Here is a 15,402-nt window from a genome sequence, read left to right on the forward strand (position 1 = left end):
CATGACGACTTCAGCGAGCACATTCTTCCGGCGGGTGGGGATCACCGCGGTGGCGGCCGCGCTGCTGGCCGGGATCATGCCCGGCGTGGCCGCCGCGGACAGCGGACGGCACCGCCCCGATCTGCGGGCGATGGTCGAGGAGATCGCCGGCTCCGGTTTCGCCGGGGCGCAGCTGCGGGTGCACGACGCGCGGGGTGACTGGACCGGCAGCGCGGGGGTGCGCGAGCTGGGCTCGGCCGCCAAGCCGCCGACGAACGGGCGGTTCCGGATCGGCAGCAACACCAAGACCTTCGTGTCCACCGTCGTCCTGCAGCTGGTGGGGGAGGGCAAGGTCGGCCTGGACGCGCCGGTGGCCGGTTACCTGCCCGAGTTCGGTCTCGACCGGCGGATCACCGTGCGGATGCTGTTGCAGCACACCAGCGGTCTGGTGGACTACACCGGCGCGATCCGGCCGGACGGCACCGTGGTGCCGGGAATCCCCTTGATGGGTAAGGAATTCCTGGACAATCGCTACCACACGTACCGGCCGGAGGAGCTGGTGCGGTTCGGGCTGTCCAAGCCGCCGCTGTTCGAACCGGGAACGGACTGGACCTACACGAACATCAACTACGTCCTGGCCGGACTGGTGATCGAGAAGGTCGCAGGCCGCCCTTACGGTGACGAGCTCCAGCGGCGGATCCTGCGGCCGCTCGGACTGCGGGACACCGTCGTACCGGGCACGTGGCCGGGTATCCCCGGGCCGCACGCGCACGGCTACTACCGCTACGAGGAGAAGCCCGGGCAGTGGAAGACGGTCGACATCACGAACCAGAACCCGTCATGGGCGTCCAGCGCCGGTGAACTGATCTCGACCACCAAGGACCTCCACACGTTCTTCTCCGCGCTGCTGGGCGGAAAGCTCCTGCCCGCCCCGCTGCTCGCCGAGATGCGCAAGCCGCATCCGAAGGGTGGCTACGGACTTGGCCTGTACGTCCAGGAAGCGAGTTGTGGCACCGTCCTGAAGGGCATGGGCGGATTCCACGGTTACGGGACGCTGATGGCCAGTACCCCGGATGGCAGCAGGACCTACGAGTTGTCCATGACCTACGGGGACTCCGCGGCCGATCTGGGGCAGGCCTACTTCAAGGCGGATCAGCTGCTCACCGACAAGGTGCTCTGCGGCAAGTAGGTCAGAGCCGCAGGAACCCCATGTCCGGGAAGTGGGCCGGCGCGATGATCGCGCCGGTCTCTTCCGCTTCCGCGAGGAACCGCTGCCGGGTGCGGAGCGCGAGTTCCGGGTCGACGTCGCCGAGGAAGCCCACTCGCGTGTCCGTCAGCTGCGCGGGTGTGTGCAGGACGTCGCCGAGCAGCAGCAGGCGCTCGTCGTCCGCGGTGATGTCGAGGACGTAGTGGCCGGGCGTGTGGCCCGGGGCGTGCCGCGCCACGATCCCCGGCGCGATCTCGACGATGTCGCCGCTGATCGCCTCGGTCAGCCCCGCGCCGCGGGCGGTCTCCATGCCGACACGGCTCCATTCGCCCGTCCCGGCGGGCGCGATCAGGGCGTCCCAGTCGAGTTGGCCGAAGACGACCTGAGCACTGGGAAAGGTCAGGTCGCCTTCGGGGGCGATCCAGCCGATGTGGTCGTTGTGCAGGTGAGTGAGGAAGACGGTGTCGATCTCGTCGACCGGGCAGCCCGCCTTGTCCAGCGCGGCGGCGAGGTCGCCGCCCGCCCCCATCGGCGGGGTGGGGTCGCCCTTGGCGGGCGTCATCCCCGGCGGGAAGGCGAATTCGCGCGGGCCGAGGCCGGTGTCGACGAGGATGGTGCGGCCGTTGCCGCGGATCAGGTACGCGCCGGTGGGGACGTGCACGGTGCCGTCCTCGTCGAAGATGTCCGGGTGGGCGTCGGGGTCGAGACCCGGGAAGAACGCGAGCGGCAGCCTGATCAGACCGTCCCCGATCGCTTCGATCTCGATGTCTCCGACGGTGATGCCCACCAAAACCCCCAAAAAAGTCGATTCCGTTGCCGGGAACGACAACTCGGCGGAGGCCCGGTCTGTTCCCGGTTTCAGGAACCGACCGGTTCCCGCAGCTCAGCGGTGGCGAATCCGGCGATGCCATCGGCGAACCCGGTTCGCGCGGTGAAGCCGAGCAGCTGCCGGGCGCGGGCCGGGTCGGCGACGACGTGCCGGACGTCCGCCGGCCGGGCACCCCCGGCGATCTTCGGAGCCGGTCCGCCGCAGGCCTTCGCGAGTTCCTCGGCGAGTTCGCCGACGGAGTGGGGTTGCCCGGAACAGATGTTCAGCGGGGTCAGGTCACCTTGGGGCCCGTCAGTGCGCAGCGCCAGGACGTTCGCCCTCGCCACGTCGTGGACGTGCACGAAGTCGCGCTGCTGTTTCCCGTCCTCCAGCACGGTCGGCGCCTCACCGCGCAAGAGCGAGGACCGGAACAGCGACGCGACGCCCGCGTACGGGGTGTTCTGCGGCATCCGCGGCCCGTAGACGTTGTGGTAGCGCAAAGCCCAGACCGTTCCGCCGGTTTGCCGGGCCCACGCCGCCGCCAGATGTTCCTGCGCGAGCTTCGTGGCCGCGTAGGTGCTTCGCGGCCGCAGCGGCGCGTCCTCGGGAACCAGCCGCCAGTCGAGTTCGGCGCCGCAGGCCGCGCACACGGGCTCGAAGCAGCCGGCGTCCACATCGGACTGTTTGCGCGGCGACGGCGGCACGATCCCGTGGATGGGACATTCGTAGCGGCCTTCGCCGTAGACGACCATCGACGAGGCGAGCACCAGCTTCCGGACTCCGGCCCGGTGCATCGCGGCGAGCAGGACCGCGGTCCCGTAGTCGTTGTTCAACGCGTACGAGGGCGCGTCGGACGGATCGACGCCGTGCCCGACGACGGCCGCCTGATGACAGACCGCGTCGACGCCGTCCAGCAGCTCGGCGACCAGCTCCGTGTCGGTGACGTCACCACGCAGGAACCGGTGGCGGCCGGTGTACCCGGGTGGTCGCGACGAACCGTGCGCGGTGCTCAGGAGGTTGTCGAGGACCACCACCTCGTCGCCTCGGTCGGACAGCAGATCGGCGATGTGGGAGCCGATGAACCCGGCCCCGCCGGTTACCAGTGTTCGCACCCTCCCGACGCTAGGGCCGATCTTCGGCGGCGGCCCCGGATCGCGGGCTCACGTCAGGGAATCGTCACAAGTCGTGGCCCTCGGCACCGCGGGAGCGAAGATCGCCCGAAACCGGATACGGTGTGCCTATGGAACGGAGCGCACAACGGCTGGGCCGCGCACTGGTGGTCATCGTGGACGATCGGGTCGCCCACGGCGAACACGAGGACAACACGGGACCGCTGGTCACGGAGCTGCTCGAAGAGGCCGGATTCATCGTCGACGGCGTCGTCGTGGTCGAGGCCGAGACGGCCGCGATCCGCAACGCGCTCAACACCGCGGTGATCGGCGGTGCCGACCTGGTGATCACCGTCGGCGGTACCGGGGTCTCCCCGCGCGACCGCACCCCCGACGCGACGGCCGGTGTGCTCGACCGCCCGATCCCGGGCATCGGTGAAGCGCTGCGCGCGTCCGGGCTCGCCGCCGGCGCGGTGGACGCGGGCATCTCCCGCGGTCTCGTCGGCGTCTCCGGCAGCACGCTGGTGGTCAACCTCGCGGGTTCCCGCGCGGCGGTCCGCGACGGCATGGCGACGCTCTCGTCGCTGGTGCCGTACGTGATCGACGAGCTGTCCGGGCTCGAAGAGGCTTAAGTTTTCAGAGGGCCTGGCCTTCAGGCCTGGTTCTTCGGGGCGGGTCCGGGTTCGGTCCCGGGCTCGCCCTTCTTGTCCTGGTGCAGCACCCCTTCCACCTTTTCGGTGACCTGGCCGATCTTGTCCTCGAACCGGCCGCCGGTGACCTTGTTCGCGCCGGCCGACGCCGCCGAGACACCCTTGGCCGCGACGTCGCCCGCCTTCTCGGCCAGCGGCCCGGCCTTCTCGCGGACCTCGCCCGCGACCTCTTCCGCTTTGTGGATGGCCTGCGCGGCCAGCCCCTTCGCTTTGTCGACGATGCTCATGCGCTGATGGTCCCACCGGCGGGCGGCCCCCGCGACCGGTGCGAAAATGGACGTCATGCCAGGTGAAGACGAAGACAAGCGCCCCTCCGCCGCGGAGAAACGGCGGGTCGACGAGATCTTCGGCGACGTCCTGCCGGACACGACCTCCGACGAGCGAGAGCCGGGGCAGCGTTCCCCGGACTCCGACTCGTGGTTCCTGGAGAACCGGCCGCCTCACCACGACCGGTGATCCGGATCAGCTCGCGCGGTTCTGCTGCGCGCGCAGCAGGTCACGGATCTCGGTGAGCAGTTCGACGTCGGTCGGCTCCGCGGGGCCCGCCTCTTCACCGCGCTTGCGCCGCTCCTGGACGTGCTTGACCGGGAGCACGATCACGAAGTAGACGACGGCCGCGACCAGCACGAAGTTGATCGCCGCGTTGATCACGCCGCCGAAGTCGAGGAACGTGGCGTCGTTCTCGGCCAGGATGTTGAACCCCAGGCCCTTGGCGGCGTCCGATCCGCCGATGGTGTTGATCAGCGGTTTGACCAGGCCGTTCGTGAAGGCCGTGACGATCGCTGTGAACGCGGCGCCGATGACCACCGCGACCGCGAGGTCGACGACGTTCCCGCGCATCAGGAAGTCCTTGAAGCCCTTGATCAAGACGCTCTCCTCTATCACCTGGGACGGTTCGCCGACCGTCCCTTTTCCGTACCGGGGGGACGCAGGCGCCCGCCGCCACAGGGCAGGCGCGAGCTAGCGGAGGGTAACCGTTATGGACCGTTCCAGCGAGGTGGCCGCGACCCGTGTCGCGATCGCGGACGGCAGGGAAAGCAGCACCAAAGGTCCCTTGCTCCCGGCACCGGAGGCCTTCGGATCACGGGTGCCCTGATCGCCCACCGCCGCCACGACGGCCGCGCTGGCCAGCACAGACGCCTCTTGCCCCGCTTCGGCGGCCGCGACGACGTCGACCCGCCGCCCCGGCCTGAGCAGCTCCGCGACACCGGCGTCGGCGAGCCTCACCGGGACAGTTGAACTCTCGGGATCACCCGATCCGGGGATGCCCGCGTCCAGCAGGCGGACGTCCGTCAGCGGTTCACGCGCCCGCGCCGCACCGACGAGCATCCGTCCCTCCACCGAGGACGACAGGCCGGTGGCGCCCTGGGGACGGAGGTCGTCCGGGAGGTCGACGAGGCTGATGTCCTCGGCGCGGAGCACTGAGCCTGCCGGGAGGTCGCGGGCGGAGACGACGGTCGCGGTGCCGGGCGTGCCGCGGGCGGACGCGGGCAGGAACAGCGCGATCAGGCCGCTGAGCAGCAGGGACAGGGCGAGCCAGCGGCGGAGCAGCCGGGCGGGCCTGCCCTGGAGTCTTCGCGGGACGGGCAGCTGATGGAGCACGGGATTCCCCCTCGTCGATCGGTGATGATCTCGACGTTAGGGGCGGGCGCGCTGCCCTGGAAAGAACGAAAACCCCCGGCTGTGGATAACCGGGGACCTGTGGACAACTCGGGACGTCAGGAAGCGGCGGCGGCCGTTTTCGTCGTACCCGTGGAGGAGGATGCGGCGCTCTTGGTCTCCGACTTGGACTCGGTCTTCGACTCCGACTTGGTCTCGGTCTTGGCCGGGGCCGAGGTCGTGTTGGCCTTCGAGTCGCGCGAATCGTTGCGGTAGAAACCGCTGCCCTTGAAGACCACGCCGACCGAGCTGAAGACCTTGCGAAGCGGGCCCGAGCACTGCGGGCACACGGTCAAGCTCGCGTCGGAGAACGACTGCACGGCCTCGAAAGCGTGGTCGCATTCCTTGCAGGCGTATTGGTAGGTGGGCACTGCTGCTCCTTCGTGCATTGGCACTCAGCCGACAAGAGTGCTAACACAACACGGTACCGGGGCATTCCGGCGCAGGTCAAACAAGGTTTCCCAACGTCACATGAGGACCTGGTCACGCCCTCTGTTCCGTACCTGTTCCCCGTCGGGCGCGGCCAGGAATGTGCTGTGGTCGACCGATCGAGAGTCGATCTTCGCTGGCGTGGGATGTGGCATCGCGGGGCCGGCTGCGCTGAGATGACCACATGAGGTCGCATGACGAGTCCGAAGGGGCGGCGGAACTCGGGCAACTGAGAGAAGCCATGTACTCACTGCCCGTGATCGAACAAGCCAAGGGCATGTTCATGGTGTTGCGTACGTGGGGGCCCGATGAAGCCTTCGAAGCGCTCGTGGACATCTCTCAACACACGAACGTGAAGCTGCACGACGTAGCGGCGGTGGTGGTAGCCGCGGGTAGCGGCAACGGTGCGTCCGGGCTTGATCCGCGCGTGTACGACCGCGTTCTCGAAGAGGTCAAGCCGTTCTTTGGTGGACTGCCCGAGGGCAGTGTGTAGCTCGCCAGGTTGCGGTCCACTGGTCCCTGGCTCGGGTAGATGACTCCCAAGCAGCTGTTTCGGTTCAACCAGTAGCCGGGCAGCTATCCCGTCGTAAGACCGCTGCGATGTCTACGATCGTGGTCGTGACGTGGACCGACCGCGTGGACCGGTGGACGCGCACACACCCGCTAGTCTTGGACGTCCTTTTCGCCCTGGCCGTCGCGGCACTGCTGGGGCCGCCTTCGCTCGACATCCTCCTGGTGGCCGACTCCCCGGCCTGGGTGCTGTGGGTGGCCGGTCTTTGCGGATGCGCGGTGCTCGCCGGCGTCGCGGTGCGGCGGATCGCCACCTTGCCCGCGTTCGCCGCCGCCGGACTCGCGATGGCGGTGATCGTCGCGTTGCCGAACACGGTGGTCCGGCCCGCGCCACTGGGGCTGGCGAGCGATGGCGACCGCATGGAGATCCCGCTGTTCTTCCTCCCGACGTCGGCGGCCTACCTGGTGCTCCTGTACGCCGTCGCCGCGCGCCGTCCGCGGCGCGAGAGCCTGCTCGCCCTCGGGATCAGCGTGCTCGGAGCGTTGCTGTGCACCGCTCGGACGGCGACGGCCTACGGCGCACTCCCCGCGGGGTGGCTCACGCTGTTGCTGGCCGTTCTCGCGCTGGTCGCGGCGGTGGCGGGCACCTGGGCCGTGGGCCAGTTCCGGTTCGACCGGCAGAGGCGCCTCGCCGACGAGGCCGTGGAAGCCGCCGAGCGTGCCGCGGCCGGCGAACGTCAGCGCATCGCCCGCGACATGCACGACATCGTCGCCCATTCGCTGGCGGTCATCGTGCGTCAGGCCGAAGGCGGCTCCGCCATCGCTTCCAAGGCACCGGACCGCGCGGCGCAGGCGCTTTCCGTCATCGCCGGGACCGCCCGCGAGGCGCTGGCCGACATGCGGGACACGCTGCGGGTGTTGCGCGAGACCGAGCCGCGGCCCTCGCTCGCCGGGATCCCGGCCTTGGTGGACCGGGTCCGCGCGACGGGCGTCGATGTCCGGCTGACCGAGCAAGGGCGGCCCGACGCGCTGACGGCGAGCGCCGCCATGGCGGCGTACCGGCTCGTCCAGGAGGGCTTGACCAACAGCGTCAAGCACGCGGGCCCCCGAACGGGCGTCTCCGTCACGATCACGCACACTCCGCGGGTGTCGGTGTTCGTCGTCGAGGACGACGGCGCCGGTGCCGGTGATCGGCCGTCGCTCCCCGGCACGGGCGCCGGCCTGAGTGGCGTCCGGGACCGCGTGCGTGCCGCGGGCGGTACGTTCGAGGCCGGTCCGGCCGACGGCGGTTTCAGGGTGCGCGCGGAGTTCCGCGTCGGCGAACAGGGAGCTTCGAGATGACGATCGACGTCGCGCTGGTCGACGACCAGGAACTGGTCCGGACCGGCTTGGCCATGGTCGTCGACGCGACCGACGACATCCGGATCGTCGTCCAGGCCGCCGACGGCGTGGAGGCGGTCGCGAAGCTCGCCGAGACACGGGTCGACGTCGTGCTGATGGACGTCCAGATGCCGCGGATGGACGGGGTCGAGGCCACCGGAGTGGTCGCCGCCCGCGAGAACGCGCCCAAGGTGATCCTGCTGACGACGTTCGACCTCGACGAGTACGCCATCGCCGGTCTGCGCGCCGGAGCGAGCGGTTTTCTGCTCAAGGACGCGTCGGCCGCCGAAGTGCTGCACGCCATCCGCGCCGTCCATGCCGGCGATGCCGTGATCGCGCGCTCCACGACCCGCCGCATGCTGGATCAGCTCGCGGTCGCACGCGAGACTTCTCCGTTGCTGAAGCGGCTCACCGCGCGCGAACGCGATGTGCTGCTGGAGATCGCGCAGGGATACTCCAACGCCGAGACCGCGCAGCGGCTCTTCCTCTCCGAGGCCACGGTGAAAACGCACGTCGGTCATCTGCTCGCCAAGCTCGAGGTCCGTGACCGGGTGCAGGCGGTGATCTTCGCGTACGAGAACGGACTCGTGCGTCCGAGCTGAGCCGATCTCATCATTTCGGTGGAGGGGCCGACGACCTCAGGCCGAGGAATCCCGCCGCGTCGGCGAGCAGCCTGATGCGCATGCAGACAATCGATAAGCCCAACGAAGCGACCACCACCCGCGTCCGCTGGCGCGACCCGGCCACCTGGGGCGGGATCCTCGCGCTGGGCGGCGGCCTCTTCCACACCGTCGTCGCCGGCTTCATGCGCCAGGATGTCTGGGCGCGGATCTTCGACGAAGGATTCTTCAACACGGTCACGCTGGACCCCACGCCCGACCGGCTCCCCACGGCCGAGGCGTTCTGGCTCAGCCCTGGCAGTTTCGGCGTGCCGCTGCTTCTGCTCGGCGGGCTCGTGCTCCGGCACACGCGGCGCGGCGAACGCGTGCCGGCCTGGCTGGGCTCGGGCGTCGTCGTGTGGGCGGTCCTGCTCGGGCTGTTGGGCGGTTTCGACGCCGGAACGATCGCCCTGTTGCTCGTCGGCTCGCTTTTTCTGGCAGGAGCCCGGCGCGGTCGTGGAATCATGAACGCATGACCGAGTTGGGGGATCTCCTGGCCGATGTCGCCGCCCGGGTCACCCGGTACCGCGAAAGCGTCGCCGACGTCCCCGTCTTTCCCGACGACACGACGGGCGTCCGGGAGAAGCTCGGCGACCTGCCCGAGAAACCCGCCGCGCCCGCCGACGTGATCCGGCGGCTGGCCGACGCCGTCGAGCCGGCGCTGGTGGCGAACACCGGGCCGAGGTACTTCGGTTTCGTCACCGGTGGCGCGCTGGACGCCGCGACGGCGGCCGACATGCTGGCGACCGGCTGGGACCAGCCCGCGTTCAACAAGATCACCTCACCGGCCGCCGCGATCGTCGAAGAGGTGGCGGGCGAATGGCTCAAGGACGTCCTCGGCCTGCCGTCCGGCGCCTCGTTCGGTTTCGTGACCGGCGGGCAGGGCGCGAACACGGTCGGCCTCGCCGCCGCCCGGCATCACGTCCTGGCGCGGGCCGGGTGGGACGTCGAGCGCCGCGGGTTGCACGGGGCGCCGCCGCTGCCGGTCGTCGCCAGCGAGGAGCGGCACGCGACGATCGACCGATCGCTCCGCTTGCTCGGCCTGGGCACGGACGCGGTCAGGCCGGTGCGCGCGGACGGCCAAGGAGCCGTCGACATCGCCGATCTCGAGCGGAAGCTCGACGGGCCCGCAATCGTTTGCCTCCAGGCCGGGAACGTGAACACCGGCGCGTTCGACGACTTCGCCGCGGCGACGGAGATCGCCCACCGTCATGGAGCGTGGGTGCACGTCGACGGCGCGTTCGGGCTCTGGGCGGCCGCCGCCCCCTCACTCCGACGGCTGACCACGGGGCTGGTGAAGGCCGACTCCTGGGCGGTCGACGGGCACAAGTGGCTCAACGTCCCCTACGACTGCGGTTACGCCTTCTGTGCCCATCCCGAGTCGCACCGGGCCGCGATGGCGCTCACCGCCGCGTACCTGACCGGCCAGGGAGAGGGCGGGGTGCGGGCGCCGAGCGACTTCGTGCCGGAATCCTCCCGCCGGGCGCGAGGGTTCGCGACGTGGGCGGCGCTCAGCGAACTCGGCCGCTCGGGGATCGCCGAGATGATCGAACGGTGCTGTGCGCTGGCCAGGAGGTTCGCCGAGAAACTCGACGCGTGCGAAGGCGTCTCCGTCGTGAACGACGTGGTGCTGAACCAGGTGCTCGTCAGCTTCGGCGCCGACACGGACCGGGTCGTCGAGGCCCTTCAGCGTTCCGGCGAGTGCTGGATGGGCGCGACCACCTGGCACGGCATGCGCCTGATGCGCGTCTCCGTGTCCAACTGGAGCACGACCGAAGCGGACGTCGACCGCAGTGTCGAAGCCATCCGGAGAGCGATCAGGAATCGAGAAGCGTCGGGAACCGGGCTCACCTAGCGTGACCGTCATGGACATCGCCATTCACGGGAGCTTCCTCCCGCAGACCGACCCCGAAGCCGCACTGGCCTTCTACCGCGACACCCTCGGCTTCGAGGTGCGCAACGACGTCGGCTACGACGGCATGCGCTGGATCACCGTCGGCCCGCCGGGGCAGCCGGTGTCGATCGTGCTGCACCCGCCCGCCGTCGACCCGGGTATCACCGAGGACGAACGCCGCGTCATCGGCGAGATGATGGCCAAGGGCACTTACGCGAGTATCCTGTTCTCCTCCGACGATCTCGACGGTCTCTTCAAGCACCTGCAGGAGTCGGGCGCCGAGGTCATCCAGGAGCCGACCGACCAGCCGTACGGCCTGCGTGACGGCGCCGTCCGCGACCCGTCGGGGAACCTCATCCGTATCCAGCAGCGGGTCTGAAGCTACCGGGTGCGGGCGCGGACGTGGACCCGCTCACCCTGTTCGCCGAACAGGCTGAGCACCTCGACCCGCCCGCGGCCGGTGGCGCCGAACCAGTGCGGCGTCCGGCAGTCGAACTCGGCGGCCTCACCCGCGCCGAGCACGACGTCCTGGTCGCCGAGCACGAGCCGGAGCCTGCCCCGCAGCACGTAGAGCCACTCGCGTCCGCCGTGCGTTCGCGGGTGGGGTTCGGCGTCACTCGCCGGAATCGTCATCTTGTAGGCGCGGGGCCCGTCCTCGTGCCGGGTGAGCGGGATGAGAACCCGGCCGTCCGCGGGTGCTTCGAGCACTCTCGGTGAGGAGACGATCTCGTCGACGCGCAGGCCCAGCGCGGCGATCACCGGCAGCAGCAGTTCGAGGCTCGGTTTGCGCTGCCCGGATTCGAGACGGGACAGGGTGCTGGTGGAGATGCCGGTGGCGCGGCTGAGTTCCACCAGCGTGGTGCCCTTCTTCTCGCGGGCGCGGCGCAGCCGGGGCGCGATCTGTTCGATCGCCGCGGTGACGGTGGGTTGGCTCTCCATGTCGCCAGCACAGCATCTCGTCCCGATTCCGGCAAAGTTCTTTGCCGAAACAGCCAGAAGCTTCCGATGCTGGCGGCATGATCGAGACGAAACGCCTTCCCGCCGGGGTCTACCTCCTGGCTTTCAGCCTGTTCGCGATGGGGAGCGCCGAGTTCCTGATGGCAGGCGTCCTGCCCGCGGCCGCCGCCGATCTCGGCGTCTCCCTGTCGTCCGCGGGCGCGCTCATCACCGCGTTCGCCCTCGGGGTCGTCCTCGGCGGCCCGCCGTTCGCCGTGCTGAGCCTGAAGTGGCCGCGGCGGACGGCCTTGCTGACCACGCAGGCCGTCTTCGCCGCGGCCATCGCGGTCGGCCTCCTCGCCGACGACTACTGGATCCTCCTGATCACCAGGTTCGTCGCCGGTCTCGCCTACGCCGGTTTCTTCGCCGTCGCCGCCGTGACCGCGATCAGCCTGGTGACGCCCGACCGCAACGCCCGTGCCTCGGGTGTCGTCGTCGCCGGGCTCAGCGTCGCCATGGTGGCCGGGGGACCGGCGGGCACCCTGCTGAGCAACCTCACCGACTGGACCGGCGGCTTTTGGGGCGTCGTCGCGCTCACCGTCCTGGGTGTGGTCGCCTGTGCCGTCGGCCTGCCTGCCACCACGTCCGCCGCCCCGAGCCTTTCCGGTGAACTGCGCACCATGCGGACGCCGCGCCTCTGGGGCGTCTACGCGGTCACCATCCTCAGCACGGCCGCGTACATGGTGTCCTTCAACTACCTGGCGGCGATGCTCGCGGACGTCCTGCCCGCGGTCTGGATCCCCGCGGTCCTCGCGCTGTTCGGGATCGGCGCCTTCGCCGGACTGTCGCTCGGAGGCCGGATCTCGGATCGCCGGCCGCACCACGCGCTGCTGGGCGGTGGCGCCGGTATCGCGGTCTTTTCGGTGCTGCTCGCGCTTTTCGCGACTTCCGCCTGGGTGGTCGTGCCGACGGTGTTCCTGCTGGGTGTCGCGGCCTTCGTGCTCAATCCGGCGCTCTACGGGCGGGTCTTCACGATCGCCGCTTCCGCCCCGACCCTCGCCGGCGCGACCACGGTTTCGGCGTTCCAGCTGGGCATCAGCCTCACCCCGGCCTTCGCCGCCGGGGCGCTGAATCTGGGGGCCTCGCTGACCGCGATCCCGTGGATCGGCGCGGCGCTGGCGCTGGCCACGATCCCGCTGGTCCTCTTCGATCGCTCGCGTGATCGCATGCTCACTTGCTAGCATGCGAGCATGTCCCAGGTCGCCAAGCGGCAATTCAACGTCTATCTGCCGAACGACCTCATCAAGCGGGTGAAGCACGCGTCCGTCGACGCCGACGAGTCGCTCTCGTCGTTCGTCGAACGGGTGCTGGAGGAGTACCTGCTGCGGACCAGTGAGGAACGTGAGCGATGAAGGTCATGCCGATCCGCTACAGCGCGGACGTCGAGGCGATGACGCGGTTCTACGAGACGCTAGGCCTCCGCGTCGGGCCGGTGTCTCGCCCCGGCGGCTGGGTCGAGATGCCCGCCGCGGGCGGGATGCTGGCCCTCCATCGGTCCTCCGGCGACGACGTGGGCCGCTGTGAACTGGCCTTCGAGGTCGAAGAACCGTTGGAGGACGTCGCGGAACGCCTGCGAGCGGCCGGGTTCGAGCCGGGACCGCCGATCGATGAAGGTTTCGGTCACTCGTTGCGCGTCCGGGACCCGGACGGGGTGTGGGTGCAGCTCAATCGGTACGACCGCGACCTCTACACGTGACCGAGACCCGGCGTGCGGGTCCGCTGTTCCTCGCGGTGGGCATCGTCGCGCTCGAGTTCGCGGCGGCCGTCACCGGTTTCGTCGCTTCCAGCCTGCTGCCGATCGTCGCCGTCGATCTCGACGCGAGGAGCGATCTCGGGCTCCTGATCGCCGGCTCGACACTGGGGTTGTTCGTCGCGCTTCCCTTGGCGAGCCGCGTTCTCGGCAGGCTGGGGCCGCGCGGCACGCTCGCCGCCGGGATGGCCGCGTACCTCGGCGGGCTGCTCCTGGCCGCGACGGCACGGACGGCGTGGACGTTCGCCCTCGGCCAGTTCTCCGCCGGGCTCGCGAGCGGTCTCTTGGCGATTTTCGGCATCAGCTCGGCGATCCGGCATCTCGACGACCGGCTGCGGATCCGCGTGGTCGCGGCGTCCTCGGCGATGTGGATCGTGCCCGCGCTGGTCGGCCCGGCCGCGACCCTCGGCCTGGAACATCTCGTCGGCTGGCGGTGGACCCTGTTGCTGCCCGTGCCGTTCGTCCTTTTCGGACGCTTGCTGGTCGTGCGCGCCGCCCGCGGCGAACCGTCCACAGAGGACGGACAGCGGCCGATCGCGAAGACACTGACGGTACCGCTGGGAGCGGCGCTCGTCGTGTTCAGCGGGGGTTCCTGGCCGCTCGCGCTCGCCGGGGCGGCGATCACCGTCGCCGGGACGATCGCGATCCTGCCGCCGGGCACCGCGCGGCTCCGGCCGGGAACCCCCGCCGCGCTCGGCGCGATGGTGCTGTTCGCCATCGGTTATTTCGGCGCGGACAGTCTCATCACCGTGCTCCTGACAAGCGGGTTCGAGGTGAGCCTCGGGCAGGCGGCGATCGTCCTGAGCGCCGCCCCGCTCGGCTGGGCGGTGACGAGCCTGGTGGCCGCCAAGTTCACCTCGGCCCGCTTGCCCGTCGTGGGCTTGAGCCTGACCGCGCTCGGCACCGCCGTCCTGACCTTCGGCGGTTCGTTCGCCACGGCTCTCGCCGCCTGGACCGTCGCCGGAATCGGCGTCGGACTCGCCTATCCCGGCCTGTACATCAGAGCCACCACCGCGGGTTCGAGTGGTTTCACCGCCGCGGAACTGGCGACCGCCGTCATCACCGCGGAATGCGTCGGGCAGCTGCTCGGCCGGGCCGTCGGTGGCGGTTTGAGCTCCTCCGGCACCGGTTTGTTCGCCTCGTACGCGCTTTTCGCGGTCTCACTGGCGGCCGCCGCCTACGCCGCGGCACGCCGGGAGTGAATCAGCTCGCCCGAAGATGGCGCCACGGCTCGACCATCGACCGCCTGCCCATCAGCGTGCCCAGCGCGTCCAGTGCCTGTGACAGCTCCTGAAGATCCTCGGTCACCAGCGCCTGCGGTCCATCGCAGAGCGCCTCTTCCGGATGCGGGTGCACGTCCACGAGCACGCCGTCGGCGCCGACCGCGATCGCGGCCCGGCTCAGCGGCAGCACGAGATCGCGGCGGCCGCCGGAATGCGACGGGTCGATCATCACCGGCAGATGCGAAAGATGCTGGACGACCGGCACCGCCGACACGTCGAGCGTGTTGCGCGTCGAGGTCTCGAAGGTCCGGATCCCGCGCTCGCACAACACGATGTCGAGACAGCCGCGCTGCGCGATGTATTCGGCCGCCATCAGCCATTCCTCGATGGTGGAGTTCATCCCGCGTTTGAGCAGCACCGGTTTCCCGGCCCGGCCCGCCGCCTGCAGCAGCCCGAAGTTCTGCATGTTCCGGGTGCCGATCTGCAGCATGTCGGCGTACTCGGCGACCATGTCGACGTCGTGCGGCGCGACCACCTCGGTGACCACCGGGAGCCCGGTCTCGGCCCGGACATCGGCCAGGATCCGGAGGCCGAGTTCCCCGAGCCCCTGGAAGGCGTACGGCGACGTCCTGGGCTTGAAGGCACCGCCGCGGAGGAGAGTGGCGCCCGCTTTCTTGGCCATCAGCGCGGCTTCGAGGGTCTGCTCCGGTGTCTCCACCGCGCACGGCCCGGCGACCAGGGTCGTGGTGTCCGGCCCGATCGACACCCCGCCGACCACGACCGTCGAACGGCCTTCCGGCCGGTGTTCGCGGCTGACCAGTTTGTACTTCGCGGAAATCCGCGTCACCCGTGCGACGCCGGGGCGTCCGCTGAGATTCAGGGTTTCGAACAGGTCGACATCGCCGATCAGCCCGATGATCGTCCTGCTCACCCCACGGCTGACGAAGGCGCTTCCACCGACGGATTCCACCTGGTCGACGATCGCCCACACCTCTTCGTCGGTGGCGTCCGGCGTCATCACGATGACCATATCCACGATCTCCTCTGGGTCGGCGGGCGAGCCTGAAGTCCTCCCGGCCCGACTCATGG

21 protein-coding genes are annotated in these 15,402 nt (G+C 69.9%); 13 read left to right on the top strand and 8 right to left on the bottom strand.

Going from position 1 to position 15,402, the window contains the following annotated elements; all coding sequences use genetic code 11:
* Window position 1: 1 nt before the first annotated feature.
* Window positions 2–1,168, top strand: coding sequence for a serine hydrolase (locus CVV72_RS34380; protein WP_219148189.1), 1,167 nt, complete (start codon window positions 2–4; stop codon window positions 1,166–1,168).
* Window position 1,169: 1 nt separating this feature from the next.
* Here the strand turns inward: CVV72_RS34380 and CVV72_RS34385 are convergent, their stop codons facing one another.
* Together CVV72_RS34385 and CVV72_RS34390 are read right to left on the bottom strand one after the other, a co-directional pair.
* Window positions 1,170–1,973, bottom strand: coding sequence for an MBL fold metallo-hydrolase (locus CVV72_RS34385; RefSeq protein ID WP_219148193.1), 804 nt, complete (start codon window positions 1,971–1,973; stop codon window positions 1,170–1,172).
* Window positions 1,974–2,044: 71 nt separating this feature from the next.
* Window positions 2,045–3,106: an NAD-dependent epimerase/dehydratase family protein gene (locus CVV72_RS34390; protein ID WP_219148196.1), complete on the bottom strand. Its 1,062-nt coding sequence runs from the start codon at window positions 3,104–3,106 to the stop codon at window positions 2,045–2,047.
* A 128-nt stretch (window positions 3,107–3,234) separates the two neighbouring features.
* On the opposite strand from CVV72_RS34390, the gene CVV72_RS34395 reads away from it, so the two are divergent.
* Entirely contained in the window at window positions 3,235–3,735 is a 501-nt protein-coding gene (locus CVV72_RS34395) for a molybdenum cofactor biosynthesis protein B (protein ID WP_005155592.1), read from the top strand.
* 20 nt (window positions 3,736–3,755) lie between these two features.
* Here the strand turns inward: CVV72_RS34395 and CVV72_RS34400 are convergent, their stop codons facing one another.
* Window positions 3,756–4,040: a hypothetical protein gene (locus CVV72_RS34400; RefSeq protein WP_219148198.1), complete on the bottom strand. Its 285-nt coding sequence runs from the start codon at window positions 4,038–4,040 to the stop codon at window positions 3,756–3,758.
* Between the two features lie 55 nt (window positions 4,041–4,095).
* Here CVV72_RS34400 and CVV72_RS34405 point away from each other — a divergent pair, with 55 nt between their 5' ends.
* On the top strand, window positions 4,096–4,269 hold the full coding sequence (locus CVV72_RS34405; RefSeq protein ID WP_199745374.1) for a hypothetical protein: 174 nt from the start codon (window positions 4,096–4,098) through the stop codon (window positions 4,267–4,269).
* Between the two features lie 6 nt (window positions 4,270–4,275).
* On the opposite strand, the gene mscL is transcribed toward CVV72_RS34405, so the two are convergent.
* The 3 genes from mscL to CVV72_RS34420 all read right to left on the bottom strand — a co-directional run bounded on the left by mscL (window position 4,276) and on the right by CVV72_RS34420 (window position 5,843).
* Window positions 4,276–4,680, bottom strand: coding sequence for a large-conductance mechanosensitive channel protein MscL (gene mscL, locus CVV72_RS34410; RefSeq protein ID WP_219148200.1), 405 nt, complete (start codon window positions 4,678–4,680; stop codon window positions 4,276–4,278).
* 93 nt (window positions 4,681–4,773) lie between these two features.
* A complete protein-coding gene (locus tag CVV72_RS34415) occupies window positions 4,774–5,415 on the bottom strand; it encodes an SAF domain-containing protein (RefSeq protein WP_219148202.1) in 642 nt (213 codons plus the stop codon).
* A gap of 116 nt (window positions 5,416–5,531) precedes the next feature.
* The gene (locus CVV72_RS34420; RefSeq protein ID WP_034305740.1) at window positions 5,532–5,843 is read right to left on the bottom strand and encodes an FmdB family zinc ribbon protein; all 312 of its coding nucleotides are present in this window, start codon (window positions 5,841–5,843) and stop codon (window positions 5,532–5,534) included.
* Window positions 5,844–6,157: 314 nt separating this feature from the next.
* On the opposite strand from CVV72_RS34420, the gene CVV72_RS34425 reads away from it, so the two are divergent.
* The 6 genes from CVV72_RS34425 to CVV72_RS34450 all read left to right on the top strand — a co-directional run bounded on the left by CVV72_RS34425 (window position 6,158) and on the right by CVV72_RS34450 (window position 10,723).
* Window positions 6,158–6,394: an ANTAR domain-containing protein gene (locus CVV72_RS34425; RefSeq protein WP_255632356.1), complete on the top strand. Its 237-nt coding sequence runs from the start codon at window positions 6,158–6,160 to the stop codon at window positions 6,392–6,394.
* Window positions 6,395–6,519: 125 nt separating this feature from the next.
* A complete protein-coding gene (locus CVV72_RS34430; protein ID WP_219148206.1) occupies window positions 6,520–7,752 on the top strand; it encodes a sensor histidine kinase in 1,233 nt (410 codons plus the stop codon).
* Window positions 7,749–8,393: a response regulator transcription factor gene (locus tag CVV72_RS34435; RefSeq protein WP_219148208.1), complete on the top strand. Its 645-nt coding sequence runs from the start codon at window positions 7,749–7,751 to the stop codon at window positions 8,391–8,393. Before CVV72_RS34430 ends, CVV72_RS34435 begins: the two co-directional genes overlap by 4 nt.
* Window positions 8,394–8,473: 80 nt before the next feature.
* The gene (locus tag CVV72_RS34440) at window positions 8,474–8,926 is read left to right on the top strand and encodes a DUF6463 family protein (RefSeq protein ID WP_219148210.1); all 453 of its coding nucleotides are present in this window, start codon (window positions 8,474–8,476) and stop codon (window positions 8,924–8,926) included.
* Window positions 8,923–10,305, top strand: a complete 1,383-nt coding sequence (locus tag CVV72_RS34445; RefSeq protein WP_219148211.1) for an aminotransferase class V-fold PLP-dependent enzyme — start codon at window positions 8,923–8,925, stop codon at window positions 10,303–10,305. Before CVV72_RS34440 ends, CVV72_RS34445 begins: the two co-directional genes overlap by 4 nt.
* 10 nt (window positions 10,306–10,315) lie before the next feature.
* A complete protein-coding gene (locus CVV72_RS34450) occupies window positions 10,316–10,723 on the top strand; it encodes a VOC family protein (RefSeq protein WP_219148212.1) in 408 nt (135 codons plus the stop codon).
* Window positions 10,724–10,725: 2 nt separating this feature from the next.
* On the opposite strand, the gene CVV72_RS34455 is transcribed toward CVV72_RS34450, so the two are convergent.
* Window positions 10,726–11,283 carry a helix-turn-helix domain-containing protein gene (locus CVV72_RS34455; RefSeq protein WP_219148213.1) on the bottom strand — a complete coding sequence of 186 codons (558 nt, stop codon included), beginning with the start codon at window positions 11,281–11,283 and terminating at the stop codon, window positions 10,726–10,728.
* A gap of 77 nt (window positions 11,284–11,360) precedes the next feature.
* On the opposite strand from CVV72_RS34455, the gene CVV72_RS34460 reads away from it, so the two are divergent.
* Genes CVV72_RS34460 through CVV72_RS34475 form a run of 4 tightly spaced genes read left to right on the top strand, consistent with a single transcriptional unit; the run spans window position 11,361 to window position 14,292 of the window.
* Window positions 11,361–12,521 carry an MFS transporter gene (locus CVV72_RS34460; protein WP_219148214.1) on the top strand — a complete coding sequence of 387 codons (1,161 nt, stop codon included), beginning with the start codon at window positions 11,361–11,363 and terminating at the stop codon, window positions 12,519–12,521.
* Window positions 12,522–12,530: 9 nt separating this feature from the next.
* Window positions 12,531–12,692: a CopG family transcriptional regulator gene (locus CVV72_RS34465; protein WP_219148215.1), complete on the top strand. Its 162-nt coding sequence runs from the start codon at window positions 12,531–12,533 to the stop codon at window positions 12,690–12,692.
* Window positions 12,689–13,036 carry a VOC family protein gene (locus CVV72_RS34470; RefSeq protein ID WP_219148216.1) on the top strand — a complete coding sequence of 116 codons (348 nt, stop codon included), beginning with the start codon at window positions 12,689–12,691 and terminating at the stop codon, window positions 13,034–13,036. The genes CVV72_RS34465 and CVV72_RS34470 overlap by 4 nt, the downstream gene beginning before the upstream one ends.
* Window positions 13,033–14,292 (top strand): MFS transporter, encoded by a 1,260-nt coding sequence (locus CVV72_RS34475; RefSeq protein WP_219148217.1) that lies wholly within the window; start codon window positions 13,033–13,035, stop codon window positions 14,290–14,292. Before CVV72_RS34470 ends, CVV72_RS34475 begins: the two co-directional genes overlap by 4 nt.
* A 1-nt stretch (window position 14,293) precedes the next feature.
* Here the strand turns inward: CVV72_RS34475 and aroF are convergent, their stop codons facing one another.
* Complete coding sequence (gene aroF, locus CVV72_RS34480; RefSeq protein WP_219154317.1) at window positions 14,294–15,343, bottom strand: 3-deoxy-7-phosphoheptulonate synthase; 1,050 nt, start codon at window positions 15,341–15,343, stop codon at window positions 14,294–14,296.
* Window positions 15,344–15,402: the final 59 nt, after the last annotated feature.

This window comes from Amycolatopsis sp. TNS106, from assembly GCF_019330265.1.
Lineage (GTDB): Bacteria > Actinomycetota > Actinomycetes > Mycobacteriales > Pseudonocardiaceae > Amycolatopsis > Amycolatopsis lurida.